Source organism: Streptococcus sp. CF8_St5-11 (assembly GCF_024295625.1).
Lineage (GTDB): Bacteria > Bacillota > Bacilli > Lactobacillales > Streptococcaceae > Streptococcus.
In genome coordinates this window covers 114,745-126,161 of sequence record NZ_JANCOJ010000004.1, presented here as the reverse complement: position 1 = coordinate 126,161, position 11,417 = coordinate 114,745, and the positions used below count along the sequence as shown (strand labels likewise).

Below are 11,417 nucleotides of genomic sequence, written 5' to 3'. Positions count from 1 at the left end.
ACTTTTTTCCAAAAAATTTTATTTTTTTGAAAGTTTTTTTGAAAGTAATAAAGAAAAGCCTGTAATAAGGCTTTTCTATTAGTCTAGTTCTTTGGTAATGATAAGAAATTTTTCTTCCTTGTAGCCTCTTTTCATTAAACATGCTTCAGCTATGTCTAGAAGATCTTTTGAAAAGGATTGGATCGCTTCTTTTTCTTCTTTACTTAGAATTTTCTTTGAATATTTCTTTCTAAGTTTTCGATAGTCCTGTTCTTCATTTTTAAAAAATGAAGAATCTTCTAAATAGTTTTCCAGTTTTTCTAATTCTACAAACAAGCCCAACTCAAAGGCAATCGGGGCAAAGGTGGTTTCTAACGGTTGCGTACAAACACTTCTAAATTCCACAGTCCCACGAGCAGTTAAATCTTGAAATTGGTAACTTCGATGTTGTTTTAGATCTTCTTTTACAGGCTTAATGATCTTCTCATTTCCATCAGCCGTATAGGCTGTAATTTCTTTTTGATCTAGATAATCTTCCACTCGAATTGGTTTAAAATAATATGATTTGCCCCCTCTAGTTGCTGTAAAAATAGCCGTTTTAGCGAGATTATTAAAAAACTCTTCTTCGCTTTGGTAATCCTTAGGATAAATCCCTACATTTTCCTTATAATAACCATGTAAGGATTCTTCCCAGAAAATATCTCTAGCAATTTTTGTATCCCAAGCCTCTGCTGAAAATTCTGAGTTAGAAAACAAATATGCTTTTGCTGCTTCAATTTTATTAAATGCATTAATGATGCGAATATAATTATCGCGCCTTACATCCAATTGAACCTGGTTTCCGCATATAAATGCTCCGTACGAAGGATAGGAGTGTGTCTTCATCCCTGTACCATTCATTGCAAGGAAAGCCATTAACATCTTGTATCGTTCGATTTTCACTGGGCTATTATCATTTTCTTTCCACAAAGGATGGATTCCGTGCCCTTGAATTTCGTGATTATTTTCTTGTAAAATCGGTTGAATGATCTTCAAATAGTCCTCAAAACGTTTGGCCACATCATTTATAGAACGAGCTCTCTCAAATGCAAATTCAATTGTATTGTAACTCAACTCGAATAGAATACGATCTTTAGAAGAGCAGTGAACCAATTGAATGGGATTTTGATTGTCATCTATTTTTTCAACTTCAAAATCTGATAAGTTTGCTAAGGTTCGAAAAAGATTTTTCGTCACCTCTATATTTGTTTTGTTTCCATTTGTTTCTACAATCGGAAACTCTAATTCAACTCCGACAAAGAGTTCCGAATCCTCTTTCATATTACTAAGGTACTTCTCTTTTAGTAATTTAATTGCTTGTTGTTTTGTCATTGAATCCTTTTTCTTCTATTGGAGATATGGGTTCCATTATATCATTTTTTGCTATTCTCGACTACTCACGAAAACAAGACAAAACGCCTGCTTACGAAATTGTTTTAAATTAAAGCAATTTCGTAAACAAGCGTCTACCATTCATTCAATATGATGAGTGTTCCCGCTGGGGAAAATCCCCAGCGGTAGACCAGAGCTAGACTAAGAATAACAGTGTATTCCATCATCATAACACTCAACAAAATTGATGATATTATACCAATTCGATGATAGCCATTGGCGCAGCATCACCACGACGTGGTTCAGTTTTAAGGATACGAGTATATCCACCATTGCGCTCAGCATAACGAGGTGCTAATTCAGAGAACAATTTTTGAAGTGCAGTTGTTTCTGAGTATTTACCTGTTTCTTCATCAAAGTTTTGTGATGCAACTTCGTTACGTACGAATGCAGCAGCTTGACGACGTGCATGCAAATCACCACGTTTACCCAAAGTAATCATTTTTTCAACTGATTTACGGATTTCTTTCGCACGTGCTTCAGTTGTTACAATTGCTTCATTGATGATAAGATCTGTAGTCAAATCGCGAAGCATCGCTTTACGTTGTGAGCTAGTGCGTCCTAGTTTACGGTAAGCCATGTATTCCTCCTCTATTTATCGTTTTTTAACCCAAGGCCTAAGTCGGCAAGTTTGATTTTAACTTCTTCAAGACTCTTACGTCCCAAGTTACGAACTTTCATCATTTCTGCTTCTGATTTTTCAGTTAAATCGTAAACAGTATTAATGCCAGCACGTTTCAAACAGTTGTATGAACGAACTGAAAGATCTAATTCTTCGATCGTACGTTCTAAAATGCGATCATCAGAAGTTGTATCTACTTCCTTCATAACGTCTGTTGCAATAGCAATTTCAGTTAAGTTTGTGAATAGATTTAGGTGTTCTGTCAAAATACGAGCAGACAAACCTAAGGCATCTTCTGGAATGATTGTCCCATTTGTCAAAATTTCAAGGGTTAGCTTGTCAAAGCCATCGTTGCTACCAACGCGTGCTGGTTCAACTTGGTAATTGACTTTAGTCACTGGCGTATAGATTGAATCTACAGCAAGTGTTCCCACTGGTGCATCATCTTTTTTGTTTTGATCAGCTGGAACATAGCCACGTCCACTGTTTACAGTAAGCGTTGCTTTCAAAGATGCTCCTTCTCCGATTGTAAATAGATAATGATCAGGGTTTACAATTTCGATGTCACTATCAGTAAGAATATCTCCAGCAGTTACTTCTGCAGGTCCTTCTACATCAAGTTCAATAATCTTTTCGTCTTGGACGTAAGATTTAACGGCGATTCCTTTAACGTTAAGAATAATTTGCATAACGTCTTCACGGACTCCTGGAACGGTATCAAATTCGTGGAGTACACCTTCAATGTTGATTGAAGTGACAGCTGCACCTGGAAGTGAAGCCAGAAGTACACGACGAAGTGAGTTTCCAAGTGTTGTACCATAGCCACGTTCAAGTGGTTCTACGACAAACACGCCATAATCTTTGTTTTCATCAATTTTTGTTATATTTGGTTTTTCAAACTCAATCATTTGCTATACTCCCTCTTAAACGAAAAGCTGTGTAATTGTTGATGATTATACACGGCGACGTTTTGGAGGACGAGCACCATTGTGTGGTACAGGAGTTACATCGCGGATTGCAGTTACTTCAAGACCAGCAGCAGCAAGTGCACGAATAGCAGACTCACGACCTGAACCAGGACCTTTAACAGTTACTTCAACAGATTTAAGTCCGTGTTCTTGAGCAGCTTTTGCAGCAGCTTCTGATGCCATTTGAGCAGCAAATGGTGTAGATTTACGAGAACCTTTAAATCCAAGTGCACCTGCAGATGACCAAGCGATTGCGTTACCATGCACATCAGTAATCATAACAATTGTGTTGTTAAATGTAGCGTGAATATGAGCAATACCAGATTCGATATTCTTTTTCACACGACGTTTACGTGTTGGTTTAGCCAAGATTTTTACCTCCTTATTTTATTTTATTTTTTCTTACCTGCAATCGCAACAGCTTTACCTTTACGAGTGCGAGCATTGTTTTTAGTGTTTTGTCCACGAACTGGAAGTCCACGACGGTGACGGATACCACGGTATGAACCGATTTCCATCAAGCGTTTGATGTTCAAGTTTACTTCACGACGAAGGTCACCTTCAACTTTGATTGCGTCAACTTCACGACGGATAGCATCTTCTTGATCTGGTGTAAGATCGCGAACACGAATATCTTCAGAAACGCCTGCAGCAGCAAGGATTTTCTTAGATGTTGGAAGTCCGATACCGTACACATAAGTCAATGAAATTACTACACGTTTGTCATTTGGAATATCAACTCCAGCAATACGAGCCATGTTTTCTCCTTTCTATCTTATCCTTGACGTTGTTTGTGTTTTGGATTTGCTGGGCAAATTACCATAACACGACCATTACGACGAATTACTTTACAGTATTCGCAAATTGGTTTGACCGATGGTCTTACTTTCATTTTTATCCCTCCAAGTTTTTCGATTATTTAAAGCGGTATGTGATACGTCCACGTGTCAAATCGTACGGACTCATCTCCACTGTAACACGATCTCCCGCTAAAATACGAATATAGTTTTTACGAATTTTACCAGAAACTGTTGCTAAAATCTGATGTCCATTTTCAAGTTCAACCGTAAACATAGCATTCGGCATTGTATCGACTACTTTGCCTTCTACTTCAATCACATCGTCTTTTGCCACGCAAAAGTACCTCCATAAATTTCGATTCATTCCTCTGAGCACAGAGGTAACAATTATAAGTCAGACTAACTAATTGTAACACTAGTTGTCCAATATTGCAAGCATGAAAAACGCTTTTATTTCAAATTTGACAAGACTTTTTCAATGTCTGAAAATACATCATTGATATCTTGGTTCCCTTGGATGTCATGTACGAGTCCTTTTGAACGATAAAATTCAATGATTGGTTCACCTTGGGCAATATTAACATCCAAACGACGTTTTACTGTCTCAGGTTTATCATCTTCACGTTGGTAGTAATCTTCCTCTTTGTAATCAACTGGTGGATTGAATACTTTATGGAAAGTTTCTCCAGTTTGACGATGAATGATACGTCCGCTCAAACGCTCTAAAAGACTGTCTGGATTTACTTCGATGTTGATAACACCTTCTAATGTGATACCAAGATCTGACAAAGTTTGATCCAAGGCATGAGCTTGTTCAATTGTACGTGGATAGCCATCCAAAAGGAAACCTGTTTCTTTAATATCATCTTGAGCAAGGCGTTCTTTCACAATTCCATTGGTTACTTCATCTGGTACCAACTCACCTTTATCAATGTATGATTTTGCAAGCACACCCATTTCAGTTTGGTTAGCCATCGCTGCGCGGAACATATCTCCAGTGGAGATGTGCGCTACGTGAAACTCTTCAACGATTTTAGCTGCTTGAGTTCCTTTACCTGCTCCAGGCAACCCCATAATTAAAAGATTCATGATGAATTCTCCTTATTTTGTTTTTAAATGGAAGCAGGAGCGAATTCCTATTTCCATTTAAAAACAAAATAGAAGGCTGACAAAGTCAACCTTATTCTATTCTGTTGTTGTGTCCATAAATCCGACATACTTACGTTTTAATAAGTAGCCTTCTAATTGTTTCATTCCCTCAATACCTGTTGAAATAATGATTAACAAACTAGTTCCTCCAAGAGCAACTGCATCTGTCAAACCAAATAAATCTCGAGCCAGGATTGGAATGATGGTAATAAAGCCAAGGAATACTGATCCGACACTTGCTAAACGACGTAGCAAACGAGACATAAACTCTTCTGTCCCCTTACCAGGGCGAACACCTGGGATATAGGCACCACTCTTTTGAAGGTTTTCTGCCGTTTTTTCAGGATTGATCTGAACAAACGTGTAGAAGAAGGTGAAGAGAATGATCAATAAGGCATACATTGCCACACCAGTTGGTGTGTTTGTAGCCAACATGGCTTGAGCTGTTTTCACCCATCCTGCATTGTAACCCATAGCGCTAATCACTTGGAAAATCGCAGCAGGCGCTGCTGTAATCGAACTAGCGAAGATGACAGGAATAACTCCTGCTGGGTTTACTTTCAAAGGAAGGTAAGAACTTGATGGAGCTCCTTGTGCAATCTTTGTATATTGGATTGGAATCTTGTATTGTGCTTGCTCTACAAAGGTTGTAAAGTAAACAATAACCAAGACAGCAAGGATTAATACCCCAACAAAAATGAGGGAATTGGTCATTTGACCAGAACGAACGTTCACAAATGCATTTTCATAGATTTCTTTAATCATCTCAGGAATTGATGATACAATCCCCGCAAAGATAATCATTGAAACACCATTACCGTAGCCTTTATCTGTGATTTGTTCTCCAAGCCAAGTCACAATCATGGAACCGGTCGTCAGAATCGCACCGATTAATAGATAGGTTTTGGTATTTGGAGTTGCGACTAATTTCGCCTGAGACAAAGTGTGGAAGGTTGCTGTAATCCCGATGGATTGAACAAAGGCTAGAACCAAAGAAATATAGCGTGTTGCTTGGTTGAGCTTTCTTCGACCAACTTCCCCTTGTTTGCCCCATTCAACAAACTTAGGTAACAGATCCATTTGCAAAAGTTGCACGACGATCGAAGCTGTAATGTATGGGCTAACCCCTAATGCGAAAACTGAGAAGTTCCTCATGGCATTCCCAGAAACCAAACTGAGCATGTTCAAGAAGGACACATCTTGAAGGTTGTTCAGAATTTTCGCATTTACACCAGGCACTGTAATCGTGGTCCCAATGCGGAAAACAAGAATGATGAAGATCGTAAACAAAATCTTCGACCGTACTTGTTTCACCTTAAATGCATCTTTTAATAATTTAAAAAACATAGGTCACCTCACTTAGATGACTTCAACTGAACCACCTTTAGCAGTGATAGCTTCTTCAGCTGATTTAGAGAATTTAGCTGCTTTAACAGTCAACTTCTTAGTCAATTCTCCGTTACCAAGAATTTTGATACCTGATTTTTCAGCTTTTACAATTCCTGATTCTACAAGTACTACTGGAGTTACTTCAGCACCATCTTCAAAGGCGTTCAATTGATCAAGGTTCACAATAGCATATTCTTTAGCATTGATGTTTGTAAATCCACGTTTTGGAAGACGACGGAACAATGGAGTTTGTCCACCTTCAAAACCAAGACGTACACCGCCACCGCTACGAGCTTTTTGACCTTTTTGACCACGGCCAGAAGTTTTACCATTACCAGATGAAGTACCACGACCAACACGGTTGCGGACTTTACGTGAACCTGTAGCAGGTTGTAATTCATGAAGTTTCATTATTTATTTTCTCCTCTTTTGTAAATTGCTAACGCATGTAATCAGGAAAAGGTGTCCTAACTACAAACTCGCCTATACTTATATTTAGTTTTAGGGGATGAGAACCTCTCATACCCCTGAAAACTTTGTTTCTATTTTAAATAGATTATTTTACTTCTTCAACTGTTACCAAGTGAGATACAGCAGTGATCATACCACGTACTGCTGGGTTATCTTCTTTAATAACAGAGCTGTTCAATTTGCCAAGTCCAAGTGCTACAACAGTTTTACGTTGTGACGGGATGCGTCCGATTGGAGACTTAGTCAAAGTAATTTTAATTTGAGCCATTTGAATCTCCTTTCTTAAGCCAAGTCAGAAACTGAAATACCACGAAGGGCAGCAACTTCATCAGCGCGTTTCAATTGTGCTAAACCGTTAACAGTTGCACGAACGATGTTGATTGGAGTGTTTGATCCAAGTGATTTAGATGTAACATCTGCAATACCTGCCAATTCGACAACGGCACGAACTGCTCCACCTGCAGCAACCCCAGCCCCTTCGATAGCTGGTTTCAACAATACACGAGCTCCACCAAATACTGATGTTACTTCGTGTGGAATTGTTGTTCCAACCATAGGAACTTCGATCAAGTTTTTCTTAGCATCTTCAACAGCCTTACGGATTGCTTCTGGAACTTCTTGAGCTTTACCAGTACCAAATCCAACACGGCCATTACGGTCACCAACAACTACAAGAGCTGCAAAACGAAGACGACGTCCACCTTTAACAACTTTTGTTACACGGTTGATGGCAACTACGCGTTCTTCAAGTTCAACTGCATTATCTTTAAATGCCATTTTCTAGTGTCCTCCTATTAGAATTTCAATCCGTTTTCACGAGCTGCATCAGCCAAAGCTTTAACACGTCCGTGATATAGATATCCACCGCGGTCGAACACCACTTCAGAAATACCTTTAGCAACTGCACGTTCAGCAACAAGTTTGCCGACAACAACGGCTTGTTCAGTTTTAGTTCCTTTTGAAACTTCTTTGTCAAGAGTTGAAGCGCTTGCGAGCGTTACACCCGCTACGTCATCAATTACTTGAGCGTAGATGCCTGTATTAGAACGGAATACGTTCAAACGTGGGCGATCAGCAGTTCCAGAGAGTTTTCCGCGAACGCGACGGTGGCGTTTTTGACGGATTTTGTTTTTATCTGGTTTCGAAATCACAATTTTCACCTCTTAATTTTAAAATCATGTGCTAAGCACTGAGTTGGTAAGATGAAGGTTGGTTGAAAAACAACCAAACTACATTATTTACCTGTTTTACCTTCTTTGCGGCGAACGTATTCACCAACATAACGGATCCCTTTACCTTTGTATGGTTCAGGTGAACGAAGGCTACGTACATAAGCAGCTGTTTGACCAACTACTTCTTTTGAAATTCCGCTAACAACGATTGTTGTTGGGTTTGGAAGTTCAAAAGTAATTCCTTCTGGAGCTTCAACTTCGTCTGGGTGTGATTTACCAACAGCCAAAACAAGTTTTGATCCTTGAAGTTGTGCACGGTATCCAACCCCGCGCATTTCAAGTTCTTTCTTGAATCCTTCTGATACACCAGTAACCATGTTGTTCAAAAGGGCACGAGTTGTTCCGTGGATTGTTTTCATTTCTTTTGAATCGTTTGGACGGTGAAGTGTTACTTCAGTACCTTCCACACGGATTTCAATATCTTTTGAGAACTCACGAGTAAGTTCTCCTTTAGGTCCTTTTACAGTTACAACGTTGTCATTGTTAGTGATTTCAACACCAGCAGGCAACACGATAACTTTATTACCAATACGTGACATGTTTTTTATTCTCCTGTTAAATTGTCAGGCCTTTGCGGGCCAGTTTTCACGGGGTTTAAATCTTTTTGATTTAAAAGTTAATGTTTAGGTCTCATTTTCTAAGTGAATCAAGGCATTGTCTCGCAGACATAACTTTGGGTTAGGCAAGAGACAATAACGAAGAGTCACAACGAAATCGGGAACTAAATATTACCAAACGTAAGCGATAACTTCCCCACCAACGTTCTTTTGGCGTGCTTCTTTATCAGTAAGCAAACCTTCAGAAGTTGAAAGGATAGCAATTCCAAGTCCGTTAAGAACTTTTGGAAGATCTTCACGTTTTTTGTAAACACGCAAACCTGGTTTAGATACACGTTTCAAGTTTGTGATAACTTTTTCACCGTTTTGTCCGTATTTCAAGAATACACGGATGATGCCTTGTTTGTCATCTTCGATGAATTCAACGTTTTTTACAAAACCTTCGCGTTTAAGGATTTCAGCAATCCCTTTTTTGATGTTTGATGCAGGTACTTCAAGTACTTCGTGTTTTGCTTGGTTAGCGTTACGAATACGTGTAAGGAAGTCTGCGATTGGGTCAGTCATAACCATTATAATTTCTCCTCTTACTAGTAGTTTGCAAGTTGCACTTGCTAGTTAATGATTGAGCTAGGCTCAGATAGTTTTGATACATGCAAATGAGCACTTCTCATTTGAACACGAGCTACAACCTGGGCAAAAAAGATAGATTTGTCTTGGAGCAACGCTCCTGCACCAAGTTTCCTATTTTCACTTGGAGTTTTAGCGCCCTTGATATCTTAAATTACCAAGATGCTTTTGTAACACCTGGGATTTGACCTTTGTATGCCAATTCACGGAAGCAAACACGGCAAAGTTTAAACTTGCGGTAAACTGAGTGTGGACGTCCACAACGTTCACAGCGAGTGTATGCTTGAGTAGAGAACTTCGCTGGGCGTTTGTTCTTAGCAATCATAGATTTTTTAGCCATTAGTTTTACCTCCTATATTATTTTGCAAACGGCATTCCGAGGCCAGTAAGCAATGCACGTGATTCTTCGTCTGTGTTCGCTGTAGTTACGATTACGATATCCAAACCACGAGTTTTATCAACATCATCAAAGTTGATTTCTGGGAAGATCAATTGTTCTTTCACACCAAGTGTGTAGTTTCCGCGTCCATCAAATGATTTAGTTGGAACACCATGGAAGTCACGTACACGTGGAAGTGAAACTGTTACCAATTTATCCAAGAATTCGTACATACGTTCACCACGAAGGGTAACTTTTGCACCGATCGCAACACCTTCACGAAGACGGAAGCCGGCGATTGATTTTTTAGCCTTAGTGATCAATGGTTTTTGACCTGAGATCAAAGCAAGCTCTTCAGCAGCTTTTTCAAGGTTTTTAGCATTTGATACTGCATCACCAACACCCATGTTCAAAACGATTTTATCAACTTTTGGCACAGCCATAACTGATGAATAGTTGAACTGTTCAGTCAATGATGGTACTACTTCATTAAGGTATTTTTCTTTTAAACGATTAGCCATTATACTTCTCCTTTCCTTCGTGATTAGTCAAGCACTTCGCCTGATTTTTTGTTGTAGCGAACTTTTTTGCCGTCTACAAATTTGTAGCCAACACGTCCAGCAACACCGTTTTTGTCCAAAACTTGAACGTTAGAAGCATGGATTGGAGCTTCTTTTTCAACGATTGCACCTTGAGGGTTTTCGTTATTTGGACGTTGGTGTTTCTTGATGATGTTTACACCTTCTACAACAACTTTATTTACTTTTGGAAGAGCAGTAAGAACAACAGCTTCTACGCCTTTGTCTTTACCAGCGATTACGCGAACTTTGTCGCCTTTTTTTACAAACATTTTATTCTCCTTTTATTCTTACGCCCGATGGGCACCCTGGCTTATGCCAGGGGACTGTGTTTGTTTTTTTATTGATTAAAGTACTTCTGGAGCAAGTGACACGATCTTCATGAAACCACCGTCACGCAATTCACGTGCAACTGGGCCAAAGATACGAGTTCCGCGAGGAGTTTTGTCGTCACGGATGATTACTGCTGCATTTTCGTCGAATTTGATGTATGAACCATCTTTACGACGAGCACCTGATTTAGTACGAACGATAACAGCTTTTACAACGTCACCTTTCTTAACCGCACCACCAGGAGTAGCTTGTTTTACTGATGCAACGATTACATCACCGATGCTCGCGAATTTACGTTTTGAACCACCAAGAACTTTGATTGTCAAGATTTCGCGTGCGCCACTGTTGTCAGCGACTTTCAAACGAGTTTCTGTTTGAATCATTTACGTTTTCTCCTTTCAGGTATGATTAGATGATGACCGCTTTTTCAACGACTTCTACAAGACGGAAGCGTTTTGTAGCTGAAAGCGGACGAGTTTCCATGATACGAACGATATCGCCTTCTTTAGCAACATTGTTTTCATCATGAGCTTTGTATTTTTTAGAATAGTTGATACGTTTACCATAGACTGGGTGGTTACGTTTAGTTTCAACTACAACTGTGATTGTTTTGTCCATTTTGTCAGACACAACGCGTCCAACAAGAACTTTACGATTATTGCGTTCCATTGAAATTCTCCTTCCCTAGTCTATTATTTAGCTTCTGATTGAACAGTTTTGATACGAGCGATTTGTTTTTTCACTTCTTTCAAACGTCCAGTTTGTTCCAATTGACCAGCAGCTGCTTGGAAACGAAGTTCAAACAATTCTTTCTTCAATTCATTTTCACGCTTCGCGAGTTCTTCTTGAGAAAGACCACGAAGTTCTTTAACAAATTCTTTTACTTCTGTAAGTTTCATGAC

Annotated in this window: 21 protein-coding genes; all 21 read right to left on the bottom strand. The window is 39.2% G+C overall.

What is annotated here, in order from left to right:
• Positions 1–78: 78 nt before the first annotated feature.
• The 21 genes from NMM13_RS08785 to rpmC all read right to left on the bottom strand — a co-directional run bounded on the left by NMM13_RS08785 (position 79) and on the right by rpmC (position 11,414).
• Positions 79–1,350 (bottom strand): gamma-glutamylcysteine synthetase, encoded by a 1,272-nt coding sequence (locus NMM13_RS08785; protein WP_254728473.1) that lies wholly within the window; start codon positions 1,348–1,350, stop codon positions 79–81.
• A gap of 253 nt (positions 1,351–1,603) precedes the next feature.
• Positions 1,604–1,990, bottom strand: a complete 387-nt coding sequence (rplQ, locus tag NMM13_RS08780) for a 50S ribosomal protein L17 (protein WP_003002399.1) — start codon at positions 1,988–1,990, stop codon at positions 1,604–1,606.
• An 11-nt stretch (positions 1,991–2,001) separates the two neighbouring features.
• Positions 2,002–2,940 (bottom strand): DNA-directed RNA polymerase subunit alpha, encoded by a 939-nt coding sequence (locus NMM13_RS08775; RefSeq protein ID WP_003009635.1) that lies wholly within the window; start codon positions 2,938–2,940, stop codon positions 2,002–2,004.
• 45 nt (positions 2,941–2,985) lie between these two features.
• Positions 2,986–3,369 carry a 30S ribosomal protein S11 gene (gene rpsK / locus NMM13_RS08770; protein WP_003002390.1) on the bottom strand — a complete coding sequence of 128 codons (384 nt, stop codon included), beginning with the start codon at positions 3,367–3,369 and terminating at the stop codon, positions 2,986–2,988.
• A gap of 23 nt (positions 3,370–3,392) precedes the next feature.
• The gene (gene rpsM, locus NMM13_RS08765) at positions 3,393–3,758 is read right to left on the bottom strand and encodes a 30S ribosomal protein S13 (protein ID WP_003009631.1); all 366 of its coding nucleotides are present in this window, start codon (positions 3,756–3,758) and stop codon (positions 3,393–3,395) included.
• A gap of 17 nt (positions 3,759–3,775) precedes the next feature.
• Positions 3,776–3,892 carry a 50S ribosomal protein L36 gene (gene rpmJ, locus NMM13_RS08760; RefSeq protein ID WP_001808836.1) on the bottom strand — a complete coding sequence of 39 codons (117 nt, stop codon included), beginning with the start codon at positions 3,890–3,892 and terminating at the stop codon, positions 3,776–3,778.
• A gap of 23 nt (positions 3,893–3,915) precedes the next feature.
• Positions 3,916–4,134 carry a translation initiation factor IF-1 gene (gene infA, locus NMM13_RS08755; protein ID WP_001029883.1) on the bottom strand — a complete coding sequence of 73 codons (219 nt, stop codon included), beginning with the start codon at positions 4,132–4,134 and terminating at the stop codon, positions 3,916–3,918.
• A gap of 116 nt (positions 4,135–4,250) precedes the next feature.
• Positions 4,251–4,889 (bottom strand): adenylate kinase, encoded by a 639-nt coding sequence (locus NMM13_RS08750; protein ID WP_254728472.1) that lies wholly within the window; start codon positions 4,887–4,889, stop codon positions 4,251–4,253.
• Positions 4,890–4,985: 96 nt separating this feature from the next.
• The gene (gene secY / locus NMM13_RS08745) at positions 4,986–6,296 is read right to left on the bottom strand and encodes a preprotein translocase subunit SecY (RefSeq protein WP_023920186.1); all 1,311 of its coding nucleotides are present in this window, start codon (positions 6,294–6,296) and stop codon (positions 4,986–4,988) included.
• A gap of 12 nt (positions 6,297–6,308) precedes the next feature.
• Entirely contained in the window at positions 6,309–6,749 is a 441-nt protein-coding gene (gene rplO, locus NMM13_RS08740) for a 50S ribosomal protein L15 (protein WP_003002405.1), read from the bottom strand.
• Positions 6,750–6,894: 145 nt separating this feature from the next.
• Positions 6,895–7,077 (bottom strand): 50S ribosomal protein L30, encoded by a 183-nt coding sequence (gene rpmD, locus NMM13_RS08735; protein ID WP_002894509.1) that lies wholly within the window; start codon positions 7,075–7,077, stop codon positions 6,895–6,897.
• A gap of 14 nt (positions 7,078–7,091) precedes the next feature.
• Positions 7,092–7,586, bottom strand: coding sequence for a 30S ribosomal protein S5 (rpsE, locus tag NMM13_RS08730; protein ID WP_003009617.1), 495 nt, complete (start codon positions 7,584–7,586; stop codon positions 7,092–7,094).
• Between the two features lie 17 nt (positions 7,587–7,603).
• Positions 7,604–7,960, bottom strand: coding sequence for a 50S ribosomal protein L18 (gene rplR, locus NMM13_RS08725; RefSeq protein WP_003010871.1), 357 nt, complete (start codon positions 7,958–7,960; stop codon positions 7,604–7,606).
• Positions 7,961–8,043: 83 nt separating this feature from the next.
• The gene (gene rplF, locus NMM13_RS08720) at positions 8,044–8,580 is read right to left on the bottom strand and encodes a 50S ribosomal protein L6 (protein WP_003009612.1); all 537 of its coding nucleotides are present in this window, start codon (positions 8,578–8,580) and stop codon (positions 8,044–8,046) included.
• A 189-nt stretch (positions 8,581–8,769) separates the two neighbouring features.
• Positions 8,770–9,168 (bottom strand): 30S ribosomal protein S8, encoded by a 399-nt coding sequence (gene rpsH / locus NMM13_RS08715; RefSeq protein ID WP_003010897.1) that lies wholly within the window; start codon positions 9,166–9,168, stop codon positions 8,770–8,772.
• Positions 9,169–9,379: 211 nt separating this feature from the next.
• Entirely contained in the window at positions 9,380–9,565 is a 186-nt protein-coding gene (locus NMM13_RS08710; protein ID WP_001085699.1) for a type Z 30S ribosomal protein S14, read from the bottom strand.
• Between the two features lie 17 nt (positions 9,566–9,582).
• Entirely contained in the window at positions 9,583–10,125 is a 543-nt protein-coding gene (gene rplE / locus NMM13_RS08705; protein ID WP_003009606.1) for a 50S ribosomal protein L5, read from the bottom strand.
• A gap of 23 nt (positions 10,126–10,148) precedes the next feature.
• A complete protein-coding gene (gene rplX, locus NMM13_RS08700) occupies positions 10,149–10,454 on the bottom strand; it encodes a 50S ribosomal protein L24 (RefSeq protein ID WP_003002315.1) in 306 nt (101 codons plus the stop codon).
• A 75-nt stretch (positions 10,455–10,529) separates the two neighbouring features.
• Positions 10,530–10,898: a 50S ribosomal protein L14 gene (rplN, locus tag NMM13_RS08695; RefSeq protein ID WP_003002384.1), complete on the bottom strand. Its 369-nt coding sequence runs from the start codon at positions 10,896–10,898 to the stop codon at positions 10,530–10,532.
• A 25-nt stretch (positions 10,899–10,923) separates the two neighbouring features.
• A complete protein-coding gene (gene rpsQ, locus NMM13_RS08690; RefSeq protein ID WP_003009600.1) occupies positions 10,924–11,184 on the bottom strand; it encodes a 30S ribosomal protein S17 in 261 nt (86 codons plus the stop codon).
• A gap of 23 nt (positions 11,185–11,207) precedes the next feature.
• Complete coding sequence (rpmC, locus tag NMM13_RS08685; RefSeq protein WP_003002350.1) at positions 11,208–11,414, bottom strand: 50S ribosomal protein L29; 207 nt, start codon at positions 11,412–11,414, stop codon at positions 11,208–11,210.
• Positions 11,415–11,417: the final 3 nt, after the last annotated feature.

Coding starts and splice junctions, on each gene's coding strand:
- rplE (WP_003009606.1), bottom strand. CDS start 10,125: ATGGCTAATCGTTTAAAAGAAAAATACCTTAATGAAGTAGTACCATCA.
- rplO (WP_003002405.1), bottom strand. CDS start 6,749: ATGAAACTTCATGAATTACAACCTGCTACAGGTTCACGTAAAGTCCGC.
- rpsH (WP_003010897.1), bottom strand. CDS start 9,168: ATGGTTATGACTGACCCAATCGCAGACTTCCTTACACGTATTCGTAAC.
- rpmJ (WP_001808836.1), bottom strand. CDS start 3,892: ATGAAAGTAAGACCATCGGTCAAACCAATTTGCGAATACTGTAAAGTA.
- NMM13_RS08750 (WP_254728472.1), bottom strand. CDS start 4,889: ATGAATCTTTTAATTATGGGGTTGCCTGGAGCAGGTAAAGGAACTCAA.
- rplQ (WP_003002399.1), bottom strand. CDS start 1,990: ATGGCTTACCGTAAACTAGGACGCACTAGCTCACAACGTAAAGCGATG.
- rpsQ (WP_003009600.1), bottom strand. CDS start 11,184: ATGGAACGCAATAATCGTAAAGTTCTTGTTGGACGCGTTGTGTCTGAC.
- rplN (WP_003002384.1), bottom strand. CDS start 10,898: ATGATTCAAACAGAAACTCGTTTGAAAGTCGCTGACAACAGTGGCGCA.
- rpsE (WP_003009617.1), bottom strand. CDS start 7,586: ATGGCATTTAAAGATAATGCAGTTGAACTTGAAGAACGCGTAGTTGCC.
- NMM13_RS08710 (WP_001085699.1), bottom strand. CDS start 9,565: ATGGCTAAAAAATCTATGATTGCTAAGAACAAACGCCCAGCGAAGTTC.
- rpmC (WP_003002350.1), bottom strand. CDS start 11,414: ATGAAACTTACAGAAGTAAAAGAATTTGTTAAAGAACTTCGTGGTCTT.
- secY (WP_023920186.1), bottom strand. CDS start 6,296: ATGTTTTTTAAATTATTAAAAGATGCATTTAAGGTGAAACAAGTACGG.
- rpsM (WP_003009631.1), bottom strand. CDS start 3,758: ATGGCTCGTATTGCTGGAGTTGATATTCCAAATGACAAACGTGTAGTA.
- rpmD (WP_002894509.1), bottom strand. CDS start 7,077: ATGGCTCAAATTAAAATTACTTTGACTAAGTCTCCAATCGGACGCATC.
- NMM13_RS08785 (WP_254728473.1), bottom strand. CDS start 1,350: ATGACAAAACAACAAGCAATTAAATTACTAAAAGAGAAGTACCTTAGT.
- NMM13_RS08775 (WP_003009635.1), bottom strand. CDS start 2,940: ATGATTGAGTTTGAAAAACCAAATATAACAAAAATTGATGAAAACAAA.
- rplX (WP_003002315.1), bottom strand. CDS start 10,454: ATGTTTGTAAAAAAAGGCGACAAAGTTCGCGTAATCGCTGGTAAAGAC.
- rplF (WP_003009612.1), bottom strand. CDS start 8,580: ATGTCACGTATTGGTAATAAAGTTATCGTGTTGCCTGCTGGTGTTGAA.